This window comes from Bradyrhizobium sp. LB8.2, assembly GCF_040548035.1.
Taxonomy (GTDB): Bacteria; Pseudomonadota; Alphaproteobacteria; order Rhizobiales; family Xanthobacteraceae; genus Bradyrhizobium.
Map to the genome: position 1 here is coordinate 171,811 of NZ_JBEPQV010000007.1, position 12,068 is coordinate 183,878.

A 12,068-nucleotide genomic window follows, 5' to 3' on the forward strand; every position below is an offset into this window, starting at 1 on the left:
TATTGGGAAATTTCCCAATATCAAGCCTGCCTCTTTTCGCAGACGCTGCTCCCCATTGAGGACGAATGGGGGCTTTCATGATTCACGCCATTTCTGCGGTAAATCGTCACCTTTACGAAGACGTGCTCGAGCAGCATTTCCGGCTGCGGCACGACATCTTCGTCGAGGAGCGCCACTGGGAGGCACTTCGCAAACCTGATTGCCGCGAGATCGATTCCTTTGACGACGAGGACACCGTCTATCTGCTTGCGCTGGAGGGGCGGCGCGTCATCGGCGGTCACCGGCTCTACCCGACCACCAAGCCTTCAATGATGAGCGAAGTCTTCCCGCATCTGGCGGCGGTGCGCGGCTGCCCGGCGGATCCGCTGGTCTGGGAATGGTCGCGCTACTTTGTCGTGCGCGATCGCCGCGACGGCGCGCTCAACCTGCAACTGATGGCGGCGGTGCAGGAGTTCTGCCTCGGTCAGGGGATCGCGCAAGTCAGCGCGATCATGGAAACCTGGTGGTTGCCGCGCTTTCACGAGGCCGGCTTCATCGTGACCCCGCTCGGTCTGCCGGCTCTGGTGGAGAACGCATGGACCATGGCGGCGACGATCGACATTCGTCGGGAAACGCTCGATGCCCTGCATGATCGCATCGGCATGCCATCGATCGTGCAACAGCACGGCCCGCGTCTGGACGCCGTCGCCCGTGCCAACCTCTGCGGCCTCGCCGCGCAACGAAAGAGCGCTTGAAATGTCGAACATGATGCGGAACAGCCAGATCATGGCGCAGACCAAGGACGAGAATCTCGGCTACATGTCCGACATGGCGCTCGAGCTTGCGCAGATGGCGGAAGACACCGGATTGGGGACGCTCGCCTATCTGTTCCGGATGGCGGCGCTGGAGGCCTCGACGGCCAACAGCGTGCTCGCTGAACCGGATAACCTTTCCCGGCAGATGACGTCGCACTAGGCGCCATCCTTCCTGACGTTGCGACGAATTTCACACCCTTCCTCCGGCAACGGGGGAGGGTGATCGTTAGGGTGCGGCAGGTTGACCCATCCCGCGCGGCAGCCTTCTTGCACGGCGCTTTGCACGGCGGCGCTCGATCGCATGCATCGGCATGCAACAAAGTGCATGTTTGGTGTCAAATCGCTCTTGCCTCGGAACGATACTGCCATTACCCATTTTTCCGCCTTGTACAGGCAGGGGGAGCTCTTTCACTGATGGCGACCGTGTTCGAACATCGGCGCGAACCTGCGTGTGCCTGAAAGAGTTTTGATGCTGCTCGTCGTCGAACAGTTCTTGAACGGATTGCAGTTCGGCCTGCTGCTGTTTCTGCTCGCCGCCGGCCTGACGCTGGTGTTCGGGATCATGGATCTCGTCAACCTCGCGCACGGCTCGCTCTACATGATGGGCGCCTATTTCGCCGCGACCTTCGCAGCCTGGACCGGCAGCTTCCTGCTCGGCGCGCTGCTGGCGCTCGGCGCGACGCTCGTGCTCGGCATCGTGCTCGAGATGACCGCGCTGCGGCATCTCTACGGACGCGACCATCTCGACCACGTGCTCGCGACCTTCGGACTGATCCTGTTCTTCAACGAAGCCGTGCGGCTGATCTGGGGGCCGGCCGGCCTTGCGCTGCCGCTCCCGGCCTGGCTCACCGTGCCGGTGCCGATCCTGCCCGGCATTCACTATCCCGCCTATCGCCTCGCCATTATCGCGGTGGCGCTGCTGGTCGCGCTCCTGCTCTATCTCGGCGTGATGCGCACCCGCATCGGCATGCTGATCCGTGCCGGCGCCTCCAATCGCGAGATGATCGGCGCGCTCGGCATCAACATCAAGCTGCTCTACACCCTGGTGTTCGGCCTCGGTGCCGCGCTCGCCGGCCTTGCCGGATTGATGCAGGCGCCGATCCTCACCGTGCAGATCGGCATGGGCGAGAACATCCTGATCCTCGCCTTCGTCATCATCGTGATCGGCGGCATCGGCTCGATCCGCGGCGCCTTCCTGGCCGCGATCTTCGTCGGCATGATCGACACGCTCGGCCGCGCCTTCCTGCCCAATCTGTTGCGGCAGGTGCTGAGCGGCGCCGCGGCCTCCACCGCCGCGCCCGCGCTGTCGTCCATGCTGATCTATCTGCTGATGGCGATCGTGCTGGTGGTGCGGCCGGAGGGGCTGTTTCCGGCCAACCGTCGATGAAGACTTTCACTGTGAGCAAGGCCGTCACGGCCCTGATGCTGGCGGGCCTCGTGCTGCTGCCGCTCTATTCGCAAGCCTCCGGCAACATCTTCATCCTGACGCTGTTCACTCGCATCGTCATCCTGGCGCTGGCGGCCGCGAGCCTCAACCTCATCATGGGTTTTGGCGGCATGATGAGTTTTGGCCACGCCGCCTATCTCGGCATCGGCGGCTATGCGGTCGGCATGCTGGCGCAGGAAGGCGTCGGAAGCGGCTTCATCCAGTTTCCGGTCGCGCTCGCGGCCTCCGCTACTTACGCGCTGGTGATCGGCGCGCTCTCCCTGCGCACCCGCGGCGTCTATTTCATCATGATCACGCTCGCCTTCGCGCAGATGGCCTATTACGTCGCCTCGGGGCTGGCGCGTTACGGCGGCGATGACGGCCTCACCATTTACAAGCGTAGCGACTTCTCCGGGCTGATCAATCTGTCGAATCGCACGCAGTTCTATTATCTCTGCCTCGCCTGCCTGTTCGGCGTGGTCTTCCTGATCTGGCGCATCGCCAATTCGCGCTTCGGTCTCGTCTTGCAGGGCCTGCGCTCCAACGAGCAGCGCATGCAGGCGATCGGCTTTCCCTCGAAACGCTACCAACTGGTCTGCTTCGTCATCTCGGGCATGATGTGCGGCCTCGCCGGCGCGCTGCTCGCCAACAATACCGATTTCGTCAGCCCGGCCGTGATGTACTGGACGCGTTCCGGCGACCTCATGGTGATGGTGATCCTCGGGGGCATGGGCACGCTGTTCGGTCCGGTCATCGGCGCGGTGGTATATTTGTTGCTGGAAGAGTTCTTGTCGCAGCTCACCGAATACTGGGCGCTGATCATGGGCCCGCTGTTGCTGCTGGTCGTGCTGTTCGGCCGCGGCGGCATCATGGGCCTGCTCGGGAGGCTCAACCGTGGCTGAACCGCTGCTCCGCGTCGACAAGCTGGTGCGCCGCTTCGGCGGCATCATTGCCACGGACAACGTCTCCCTCGACGTCGCGGCAGGTGAGCTGCACGCCATCATCGGCCCGAACGGTGCTGGCAAGACCACGCTGATCAGCCAGCTCACCGGGCATCTGGAGCCGCATTCCGGCAGCGTCTCTCTCGGCGGTCGCGACATCACCTACTTGCCGGCCTATCGCCGCTACGCGCTGGGCCTGGCGCGTTCGTTCCAGATCACCTCGCTGCTGCTTGATTTCACCGCCGCCGACAATGTCGCACTGGCGGCGCAAGCGCATGCCGGCACCTCGTTCAGCTTCTTCGCCGATGCGCGCAAGGAAAAAGGCCTGCGCGATGCCGCGCATGCCGCGCTCGACCGCGTCGGTCTCGCCCATCGTGCCGATGTCCTGGTGTCCAGGCTCAGCCATGGCGAGCGTCGCCAGATCGAGCTTGCGGTTGCGCTGGCAAGCAAGCCGAAGCTTTTGCTGCTCGACGAGCCGATGGCGGGTCTCGGCGTCACCGAGTCCCAGCGCATGGTGCAGCTGCTCCAGGAGCTGCGGAAGGAAGTTTCGATCGTGCTGGTCGAGCACGACATGCCCGCGGTGTTCGCGCTCGCCGACCGTATCTCGGTACTGGTCTATGGCCGCGTCATTGCCTCCGGCGATCCGGCCGCGATCCGCGCGAACGAGGACGTCAAGCGCGCCTATCTCGGCGAGGCGCATGTGGTGACGCACCATGTCTGAAAAAGTTGCGGCTGACACGCTGCTCGAGGTCGACGGCATCGAGACCTGCTACGGCCTGTCCCAGGTGCTGTTCGGCCTGTCGCTGTCGATCAAATCAGGCGAGATGGTCTCGCTGATGGGCCGCAACGGCATGGGCAAGACCACGACCATCCGCTCCATCATGGGCCTGACGCCGGCGCGCGCGGGCACCATCCGCTTCGCGGGCTCGGAAGTGCGGACGCAGCCGTCCTACCGAATCGCAAAACTCGGTGTGGGCCTCGTCCCCGAGGGACGTCAGATATTCCCGAACCTCACCGTGCGTGAAAATCTGGTCGCGGCCGCCGCCGATCGCTTTGGCAGCGCCAATCCCTGGACGCTGGCGTCGATCTACGTGATGTTTCCGCGCCTCGCCGAGCGCGCCTCCAACATGGGCAACCAGCTCTCCGGCGGCGAGCAGCAGATGCTCGCCATCGGCCGCGCGCTGATGACCAACCCGAAGCTCCTCATTTTGGATGAAGCGACCGAAGGCCTCGCGCCGCTGATCCGCGAAGAGATCTGGAACTGCCTGTCGTTGCTCAAGAGCCGGGGACAGTCGATCCTGGTCGTCGACAAGAACGTCGACCACCTCGCCCGCATCTGCGACCGCCACACCATCATCGAGCGCGGCAAGACGGTGTGGAGCGGCACTTCCGAAGAGCTGATGGCGGAACCCGATCTGCAGCACAGATATCTGGGAATTTGAGCCTCCGCTCTCTCCCGTCGTTACGTGCGCAGCGAAGCAATGACGGGGAGAAAGCCGAGGTCAAAACACCTCGAAATATTCGCGATGCTCCCAGTCGGTCACCTCAGACAGGAAGCGGTCGATCTCGGCGTTCTTGATGTGGGTGTAATAGTTGACGAACTCGGCGCCGAGTTTTTCGCGGAAGAACGGATCGTCCTTCAGCGCGCTGACCGCATCGCGCAGGGACTTCGGCAAGAGCGGCGCCTTGGTCTCGTAGGGCGTATCGGCGGACGGGCCGGGATCGAGCTTGCGGTCGACGCCGTCGAGGCCTGAGAGAATCTGCGAGGCCATGTAGAGATAGGGATTGGCGGCGGGCTCGCCGATGCGGTTTTCCAGGCGCGTGGCGGCATCGCCGGCCGCGCCGAGCACGCGGATCATCACGCCGCGATTGTCGCGGCCCCAGATCGCGCGGTCCGGCGCCAGCGAATAGGAGCGGTAGCGCTTGTAGCCGTTGATGGTCGGGGTGGTGAACACTGTAGATGCGCGGGCGTGATCGAGCAGGCCGGCGAGCCAGGCCCGGCCGAACGCGCTGAGCGGTTCGCCGCCCTCCTTGGTCGTTTCCTTGGCCATGAACTGGTTGTCGCCGCTCGTGCGGGAGACGACCGATTGGTGGAGATGCCAGCCGCTCGCGAACAGGTTCGGCAGCTTCGGCCGGCACATGAAGGTGGCGTGATAGCCGTGGCGGTGCGCGATCTGCTTCACGGCAGAGCGGAACAGCACCATATTGTCGGCGGGCTCCAGTCCTTTCTTCGGCGCGAAGGTGAATTCGCACTGACTTGGCCCGAACTCGACCTCGACCGAACGCAAGGGCAGCCCGAGCGCGACGATGTCACGCCGCAAAATCTCCAGCACCGGCTCCATCTGATCGAAGCGCTGCTCGGTGAGGTACTGATAGCCGTGGCTGAGCAGGCTCACCGAGGGCGGCGTGCCTGGCTGTCCCGCATCCTCCGGGCGCATATGCGCGTCGTCGAGCTTGAAGATGTGGAATTCGACCTCGAGGCCCGCCACGAAATCGTGGCCGCGGCGTCCAAGCTCGTCGAGCGCCTTGCGATAAAGCGCGCGCGTCGCAAACGGCACGGGACGGCCGTCATTGAAATAAAGATCGCAAAGCACCCAGCCCGTCGCCGACGCCCATGGCAGCACGCGGAACGTGGTGGGATCGGCGACCATCAGCACGTCGGCCGCGCCCTCCATCTCCTTCATGCCGAAGCCGCCGCCTGACGTGAACACCGGAAACACCGTGCGGTGCGAGGTGTCCTTGGCGAGCATGGTCGTGGTGATCGAACAGCCGCTTTCCAGTGAGGCGATCGCCTCGGAGGCGATGATGGTCTTGCCGCGCAAAATGCCGTGCTGGTCGGGGAAGGCGAGGCGGATGACTTCGAGATTTTTCTCCTCGACGAGACGGCGCATGCGCGTCGCCGCGTCCTTCTGCTCATCCGACCACAGCGCATGACGCGCGACGAAACTCACTATGTTTGCTCCTTCAGTCACCGATGCACGACGGGTGCAAGACGCCTGCCACATTCTCCGTCATTGCGAGCGCAGCGAAGCAATCCAGTATCCCTCCGCGGAGACAGTCTGGATTGCTTCGCTTCGCTCGCAATGACGAGGATGGGCCGTCACCCTTACTCCGCCGCCGTCAGCCGATGCACATTGTCCGCGATCTCCTTCGGCACCGGTGCCGTCCACGGCGCGCCGCGGCGGCGCTTGACGTCGACTTCCATCCAGTAGGTCTCCCAGCCACGTGTCGGCCCGATGCCGTCCATGGTCGCCGGACCCTGGATGCTGCGTGCGGTGCTCTCGTCGAGATGCAGCATCGGCTTCTCGCCGCCCGCGACCTTCTCGATCTCCTGCCGCAGCAGGCGGCGGTATTGCACGATCGCCTTGTCGCTCGTGCCGAGGTGCTCCTTGGTGCGGTCCTGAATCGCGCCCATCGACTCCACCGCCCACTGGTCGTGGACGTTGATGTCGGTGCCCATGCCGGTATAGGTCGCCGTCTGCTGCTCGTGCGGATCGAAGCCGTAATCGTTGTTGCTGTTCTTGCGCGATTTGTAGTCGGGCAACTCGTAAAGCTCGAGCCGCTGGTCGCGCATCTTCTGCTTGTCGACCGGGTTCGAATAGCTGGTGAAGATCGCGTACCAGTAGCAGTTCTCGTCGTCGACCGGCACGTGCCACTGCGTGATCGTCATCTCCGTGCTCATGGGGATGACGAAACCGTGCGGGAAGAGCTGGTTGGTGACGCGCACATGCGTCCGCTCCTCGTCGATCTCGCGCAGCGCGATCAGCCGCAGGCCGTATTCGGTGTGCTCGACATTGATGATCGGGCGGTCGTACTCGCGCAAAATCTTCGTCATCGGCAACTCGCTGCCTGCGGAGGCGCCGCGGAACTGCTTGCCATACGCCGTGGACGTGTCCTCGTCCTCGAAGAAGCGATGCAGATAGGACGCATGCGCGGGATCGATGCCGACTTCGAGTGCCTGGAGCCAGTTGCAGGCCATATGGCCTTTGAACGCAAAGGTGTGGGTGCCGGGCGCGACAAAGCAATCGAGTTCGGGAAATGCCGGCGGTTCACCTTCGCCAAGCCAGGCCCAGAGGATGCCGCTCTTCTCCACCACGGGATAGGAGCGCTGGCGAATGTTCTGGCAAAGCTTTGAGTCCTTCGGCTCGGCCGGCGTCTCGATGCATTGTCCGGTCGCGTCGAACAGCCAGCCGTGGAACGCGCAGCGCAGGCCGCCATGTTCGAGCCGTCCGAAGGCGAGATCGGCGCCGCGATGCGCGCAGTGGCGATCGATCAGGCCGTAGCGTCCGGTCTCGTCGCGAAACAGCACCAGGTTTTCGCCGAGCAGCTTGACGGGGCGGATCGGACGATCGCCTTCGAGTTCGTCCACCAGTGCCGCCGGCTGCCAATAGCTCCGCATCAGCTTTCCGCAAGGGTTCTTCGGACCGGTGCGTGTGATCAGGTCGTTCTGCTCCTGGCTCATCATGGCGAGTGCATCCTTGTGGAGTGGCGTTTGTTCGCCTATTGAACGAATGGGCGAATTATGACATGCCTTGGATCGGCAGCAAGCACTATTTTGCAGGAATGTCCCGACGCCATGCCCAAGCTGAAGCGAAGCGAGAGCGACGATCGCGCGACGGATTTCGTCGAGAGCCTCGATCGCGGCCTGCGCCTGCTGCAATGTTTCGGCACCGCGGCCGGTCCGATGACGCTGAGCGATCTCGCCCGCGCCGCCGATCTTCCGCGTGCCACCGCGCGGCGCATGCTGTTCACGCTCCAGCGCGGCGGCTTCGTCGCCGGCGACGGCAAGCTGTTCTCGCTGACGCCGCATGTGCTGACACTGGCCGCATCGTATCTGCGGTCCAGCCAGCTCGTCACGGTCCTGCAACCGGTGCTCGATCGCGTCGCGACAGCGGCCAACGAGATCTGCTCGCTCGCGGTGCTCGACGGCGATGAGGTCGTGTTCATCGCGCGCAGCAGCCCGGCGCGCATGTTCTCAGGCGGGCTCGAAATCGGCTACCGCCTGCCAGCGTTCTGCACCTCGGTCGGCCGCGCCATGCTCGGCCAGCTCGACGACGCCGAGCTTGTTGCGCGCCTGAAAGCGATAAAGCGTGAGGCGCTGACACCGCAGACGGAGACCGATCCCAAGGCGTTGCTCGCGCGCATCGTCGCCGACCGCGCGCAGGGCTATTCGCTGGTCGATCGCGAAGCCGAGCCGCATTTCCGCTCGATCTCGGTCCCTGTCCGCCGCTACGACGGCGTGATTGTCGCCGCCATCAACATGGGCGCTCATGTCGACCGGGTGCCGGCGCAGGAATTGGTCGGCCGCTTCCTGCCGCTGTTGCGGGACGGTGCGGAGTCGGTGCGTTCGCAGCTGTTGTAGCTGAGGCCAGGAGAGCAAAAGCCCAGAGAGCAAAGAGGTGGGTTTCGCTCGTCCTGCCTGGCAGGCTATAATGCGCGCGGCAAAAAAGAGAACAGGGAGGACGCCATGCACCATACCATGGTTCCCAGTGATCGCGTGGAGCATGTCGCCGTCTACGGGCGCGGCGGCACCAAGCTCGGCACGATCGAGCGGTTGATGCTCGACAAGGTGAGTGGAACGGTCGCCTACGCCGTGATCAAGACCGGCGGGCTGCTCGGCACCCACCATCATTATCCTCTGCAGTGGAGCGCACTGAGATATGATCCAGGACGTCAGGTCTTCCAGGTCGAGCTGACGCCGGAGCAACTGAGCAGCGGCCCCTGCGAGGTCGATGGCGATGAATTCGACTGGGGTGACCGCTCGCGGCCTTACCCGCATCCGAATTACTGGTCGATCTAGTCGCGTCGCAAGTCTCATAGTCCGGGTCAGCGAAGCGGTGCCCGGAACGCCACACGTCGGCCTTGATCGACGCTTTTACGGCCGGTTGCGCATCCAGTCGGCGAGGCCCGACAGCGCGCGGTCAAGATCCTGCCGTGCGACAGCGTCCACGACAGTTTCCTCCAACGCGACGCGCATGCAGAGCATCCATGCATCACGCTCGGCGTCGCCGATGGCAAAGCCGATGTGGCGCTGGCGCAGCCGCGGGTGGCCCTTCTCGACCGAATAGAGTTTAGGGCCGCCGGTCCATTCGGTGAGATAGCGCTTCAGCACGTCCCTGATCGCGCCGAGATCGGCGGCGTGCATCGCGCGGATGACCTGCGCCTCCGGCAGTGTGTCCATGCGATCGTAGAAGCGATCGACCAGCCGATCGATCGTGGCACTGCCGCCGATCCGCTCGAACATCGAGATTGCGACGTCGCTCTCGGTCATCCGCGTTCCGGCCTACAGCGCCACGCTGCGCAGCCCAAAGCTGCGGGCTTCGTTCTGCAGCACCGGCCGCACCGCATCGATCAGGCGCGCCGCGGCGGCATCGACGGAAAGTCCCGCCGTGTTCACTACCGCCGTCGCGCGCGCATACAGCGGCTCGCGGCTCAAGAGGATGTTGCGCAGCTCCGCCATGGCGGAGCGGTCGTCGGCCATCGGCCGCAAATCGCCCTGACGGCGGACGCGGGCCATGTGCTCCTCGGGCTCGGCCTTCAGCCAGATCGTGTAGAACGACGACAGGATCTGGTCGAAGGTCAAGGGCTCCGAGACGATGCCGCCGCCGGTCGCCAGCACCATCAGCTCGTTCCGCGCGAGCAGCTGTTGCAGCGCCGCCTGCTCCATGCGGCGAAAGCCTTCCTGGCCGTAGAGCGCGATGATCTCGGCGACCGAGAGGCCGTTCTGCTGCTCGACCTCCTTGTTGAGCTCGACAAAATTCCAGCCGACCTTCTTCGCCAGCATCCTGCCGAGCGTGGACTTGCCGGCGCCCCGCAGGCCGATCAGCGCGATGCCGCAGAACGGCGCGCGCCGCGGCGCCGATGCGCTGCCGCCGGCGAGCAAATCCTTGGCTTGCGCGATCTGCGCAGGCGTCGCCTTGCGCAAGAGATCGCGAAACATCTGCCAGTCCGGGGTTGGATCGGCCGAGGGAAGCAAATCTTCCAGATGCGCGCCCATCGCGTCCGAGACGCGGCGCAGCAGCACGATGGAGACGTTGCCCTTGCCGCTTTCGAGCTGCGCGATGTAGCGCTCCGAAATTCCTGATACCTTGGCGAGCACTTTGCGCGACATGCCGCGCAGCGCGCGCATGGTGCGCACGCGCTGGCCGAGCTGTTCGAGAAATCGGGATTCGGCGTCGGGACTGTCGGTCATGGACTACGGATCACGGGCCTTCTTGAGCGGATGTCCTGCGGCGCATATTAGTGAAACATAGTGCCTGCTGGCATTGACAGCAAGCCGCCACAGTGTCTTTCTATGAATTATAATTCTAAATTCGGGGGAGAAGTCCGTGAGCGAGGGATCCTATAACGCGGTGACCTGGCTGCTCGACCGGAACGTCGAGGAGGGTCGCGGCAACAAGACCGTGTTCGACGACACCGTCTCCCGGCTCACCTATGGCGAGCTCCAGCACCAGACCCGCCGCACCGCCAACATGCTGCGCCGGCTCGGCATCCGCCGCGAAGAGCGCGTGGCCATGATCATGCTGGATACGGTCGATTTCCCCGTCGTGTTTCTGGGTGCGATCCGCGCCGGCATCGTGCCGGTGCCGCTGAACACGCTGCTGACATCAGATCAATACGCCTACATCCTCGCCGACTGCCGCGCGCGCGTGCTGTTCGTCTCCGAGGCGCTCTATCCCGTCATCAAGGACGTCGTCGGCCGCATGCCCGATCTCGAGCATGTCGTGGTGTCCGGCGCCAAGCTCAACGGCCACAAGCAGCTCGCTGAAGAGCTCGCGGGCGAGAGCGACCAGTTCACGACCGCCGCGACGCATCCCGACGAGCCGGCGTTCTGGCTCTATTCCTCAGGCTCGACCGGCATGCCCAAGGGCGTGCGCCACATCCATTCGAACCTGCAGGCGACCGCCGATACTTACGCGAACCAGGTGCTTGGCATCCGCGAGAACGACGTTTGTCTTTCTGCGGCAAAGCTGTTCTTCGCCTACGGCCTCGGCAATGCGCTGACCTTTCCGATGTCGGTCGGTGCCACCGTGGTGCTCAACAGCGAACGGCCGACGCCGGCGCGCATGTTCGACCTGATGAACCGCTACAATCCTTCAATCTTCTACGGCGTCCCGACATTGTTCGCGGCGATGCTCAACGACGAGGCGATGAAGAGCGAGCGTGGCGGCAAATCTTTGCGCATCTGCACCTCGGCCGGCGAGGCGCTCCCTGAATCCGTCGGCAACAGCTGGAAGGCGCGCTTCAACGTCGACATTCTCGACGGCGTCGGCTCGACCGAGCTGTTGCACATCTTTCTGTCGAATGCGCCTGGCGACATCAAATACGGTTCCTCCGGCAAGCCGGTGCCGGGCTATGCAGTGCGGCTCGTCAACGAGGCCGGCCAGGATGTCGCCGACGGCGAGGTCGGCGAGCTGTTGGTTGACGCGCCCTCTGCCGGCGAGGGCTACTGGAACCAGCGCCACAAGAGCCGCCGCACCTTTGAAGGTCCGTGGACCCGCACCGGCGACAAATATGTCAGGGATGGCGAGGGCCGCTACACTTTTTGCGGTCGCGCCGACGACATGTTCAAGGTCTCCGGCATCTGGGTCTCGCCGTTCGAGGTCGAGAGCGCGCTGATCACGCATCCCGCCGTGCTGGAAGCCGCCGTGGTGCCCGAAGCCGATCCGGAAGGGCTGCTGAAGCCGAAGGCCTTCGTCGTGCTGCGTCCGGGCGCGACGACGACGGACTTGCAGGAGATGCTCAAGGACCACGTCAAGCAGAAGATCGGCCCATGGAAATATCCGCGCTGGATCGACGTGGTGGACTCGCTGCCGAAGACGGCGACGGGCAAGATCCAGCGGTTCAAGCTGCGGGACGGGGCGAGCTGAGCGCGCGGAGACGTCTCGTTCTCATTGCTGGAAGAAA

Annotated in this window: 13 protein-coding genes; 9 read left to right on the forward strand and 4 right to left on the reverse strand. The window is 64.1% G+C overall.

All coding sequences use genetic code 11. From position 1 onward, the window contains the following. Nucleotides 1–77 precede the first annotated feature (77 nt). The 6 genes from ABIB06_RS11655 to ABIB06_RS11680 all read left to right on the forward strand — a co-directional run bounded on the left by ABIB06_RS11655 (nucleotide 78) and on the right by ABIB06_RS11680 (nucleotide 4,603). A complete protein-coding gene (locus ABIB06_RS11655; protein ID WP_354048284.1) occupies nucleotides 78–734 on the forward strand; it encodes an acyl-homoserine-lactone synthase in 657 nt (218 codons plus the stop codon). A 1-nt stretch (nucleotide 735) separates the two neighbouring features. Next, the gene (locus ABIB06_RS11660; RefSeq protein ID WP_247338742.1) at nucleotides 736–954 is read left to right on the forward strand and encodes a hypothetical protein; all 219 of its coding nucleotides are present in this window, start codon (nucleotides 736–738) and stop codon (nucleotides 952–954) included. A 309-nt stretch (nucleotides 955–1,263) separates the two neighbouring features. Then, complete coding sequence (locus ABIB06_RS11665; protein ID WP_354048286.1) at nucleotides 1,264–2,181, forward strand: branched-chain amino acid ABC transporter permease; 918 nt, start codon at nucleotides 1,264–1,266, stop codon at nucleotides 2,179–2,181. Continuing rightward, nucleotides 2,178–3,122 (forward strand): branched-chain amino acid ABC transporter permease, encoded by a 945-nt coding sequence (locus ABIB06_RS11670; RefSeq protein WP_354048288.1) that lies wholly within the window; start codon nucleotides 2,178–2,180, stop codon nucleotides 3,120–3,122. The genes ABIB06_RS11665 and ABIB06_RS11670 overlap by 4 nt, the downstream gene beginning before the upstream one ends. Continuing rightward, complete coding sequence (locus tag ABIB06_RS11675; protein ID WP_354048290.1) at nucleotides 3,115–3,882, forward strand: ABC transporter ATP-binding protein; 768 nt, start codon at nucleotides 3,115–3,117, stop codon at nucleotides 3,880–3,882. The genes ABIB06_RS11670 and ABIB06_RS11675 overlap by 8 nt, the downstream gene beginning before the upstream one ends. Further along, on the forward strand, nucleotides 3,875–4,603 hold the full coding sequence (locus ABIB06_RS11680; protein ID WP_354048292.1) for an ABC transporter ATP-binding protein: 729 nt from the start codon (nucleotides 3,875–3,877) through the stop codon (nucleotides 4,601–4,603). The genes ABIB06_RS11675 and ABIB06_RS11680 overlap by 8 nt, the downstream gene beginning before the upstream one ends. A 60-nt stretch (nucleotides 4,604–4,663) precedes the next feature. On the opposite strand, the gene ABIB06_RS11685 is transcribed toward ABIB06_RS11680, so the two are convergent. Beyond that, the gene (locus ABIB06_RS11685) at nucleotides 4,664–6,112 is read right to left on the reverse strand and encodes a glutamine synthetase family protein (protein ID WP_354048294.1); all 1,449 of its coding nucleotides are present in this window, start codon (nucleotides 6,110–6,112) and stop codon (nucleotides 4,664–4,666) included. 155 nt (nucleotides 6,113–6,267) lie between these two features. Continuing rightward, nucleotides 6,268–7,626 carry an aromatic ring-hydroxylating dioxygenase subunit alpha gene (locus ABIB06_RS11690; protein ID WP_354048296.1) on the reverse strand — a complete coding sequence of 453 codons (1,359 nt, stop codon included), beginning with the start codon at nucleotides 7,624–7,626 and terminating at the stop codon, nucleotides 6,268–6,270. Between the two features lie 111 nt (nucleotides 7,627–7,737). On the opposite strand from ABIB06_RS11690, the gene ABIB06_RS11695 reads away from it, so the two are divergent. Both ABIB06_RS11695 and ABIB06_RS11700 read left to right on the forward strand, forming a co-directional pair. Then, a complete protein-coding gene (locus tag ABIB06_RS11695) occupies nucleotides 7,738–8,523 on the forward strand; it encodes an IclR family transcriptional regulator domain-containing protein (RefSeq protein WP_354048298.1) in 786 nt (261 codons plus the stop codon). A gap of 105 nt (nucleotides 8,524–8,628) precedes the next feature. After that, nucleotides 8,629–8,961 (forward strand): PRC-barrel domain-containing protein, encoded by a 333-nt coding sequence (locus tag ABIB06_RS11700; protein ID WP_354048300.1) that lies wholly within the window; start codon nucleotides 8,629–8,631, stop codon nucleotides 8,959–8,961. Between the two features lie 75 nt (nucleotides 8,962–9,036). Here the strand turns inward: ABIB06_RS11700 and ABIB06_RS11705 are convergent, their stop codons facing one another. Next, the gene (locus ABIB06_RS11705) at nucleotides 9,037–9,432 is read right to left on the reverse strand and encodes a group II truncated hemoglobin (RefSeq protein ID WP_354048302.1); all 396 of its coding nucleotides are present in this window, start codon (nucleotides 9,430–9,432) and stop codon (nucleotides 9,037–9,039) included. A 12-nt stretch (nucleotides 9,433–9,444) separates the two neighbouring features. After that, nucleotides 9,445–10,353 (reverse strand): helix-turn-helix transcriptional regulator, encoded by a 909-nt coding sequence (locus ABIB06_RS11710; protein WP_354048304.1) that lies wholly within the window; start codon nucleotides 10,351–10,353, stop codon nucleotides 9,445–9,447. Nucleotides 10,354–10,489: 136 nt separating this feature from the next. On the opposite strand from ABIB06_RS11710, the gene ABIB06_RS11715 reads away from it, so the two are divergent. Beyond that, the gene (locus ABIB06_RS11715) at nucleotides 10,490–12,031 is read left to right on the forward strand and encodes a benzoate-CoA ligase family protein (RefSeq protein WP_354048306.1); all 1,542 of its coding nucleotides are present in this window, start codon (nucleotides 10,490–10,492) and stop codon (nucleotides 12,029–12,031) included. Nucleotides 12,032–12,068: the final 37 nt, after the last annotated feature.

Coding starts and splice junctions, on each gene's coding strand:
- ABIB06_RS11655 (WP_354048284.1), top strand. CDS start 78: ATGATTCACGCCATTTCTGCGGTAAATCGTCACCTTTACGAAGACGTG.
- ABIB06_RS11660 (WP_247338742.1), top strand. CDS start 736: ATGTCGAACATGATGCGGAACAGCCAGATCATGGCGCAGACCAAGGAC.
- ABIB06_RS11705 (WP_354048302.1), bottom strand. CDS start 9,432: ATGACCGAGAGCGACGTCGCAATCTCGATGTTCGAGCGGATCGGCGGC.
- ABIB06_RS11680 (WP_354048292.1), top strand. CDS start 3,875: ATGTCTGAAAAAGTTGCGGCTGACACGCTGCTCGAGGTCGACGGCATC.
- ABIB06_RS11665 (WP_354048286.1), top strand. CDS start 1,264: ATGCTGCTCGTCGTCGAACAGTTCTTGAACGGATTGCAGTTCGGCCTG.
- ABIB06_RS11710 (WP_354048304.1), bottom strand. CDS start 10,353: ATGACCGACAGTCCCGACGCCGAATCCCGATTTCTCGAACAGCTCGGC.
- ABIB06_RS11670 (WP_354048288.1), top strand. CDS start 2,178: ATGAAGACTTTCACTGTGAGCAAGGCCGTCACGGCCCTGATGCTGGCG.
- ABIB06_RS11700 (WP_354048300.1), top strand. CDS start 8,629: ATGCACCATACCATGGTTCCCAGTGATCGCGTGGAGCATGTCGCCGTC.
- ABIB06_RS11695 (WP_354048298.1), top strand. CDS start 7,738: ATGCCCAAGCTGAAGCGAAGCGAGAGCGACGATCGCGCGACGGATTTC.
- ABIB06_RS11690 (WP_354048296.1), bottom strand. CDS start 7,626: ATGATGAGCCAGGAGCAGAACGACCTGATCACACGCACCGGTCCGAAG.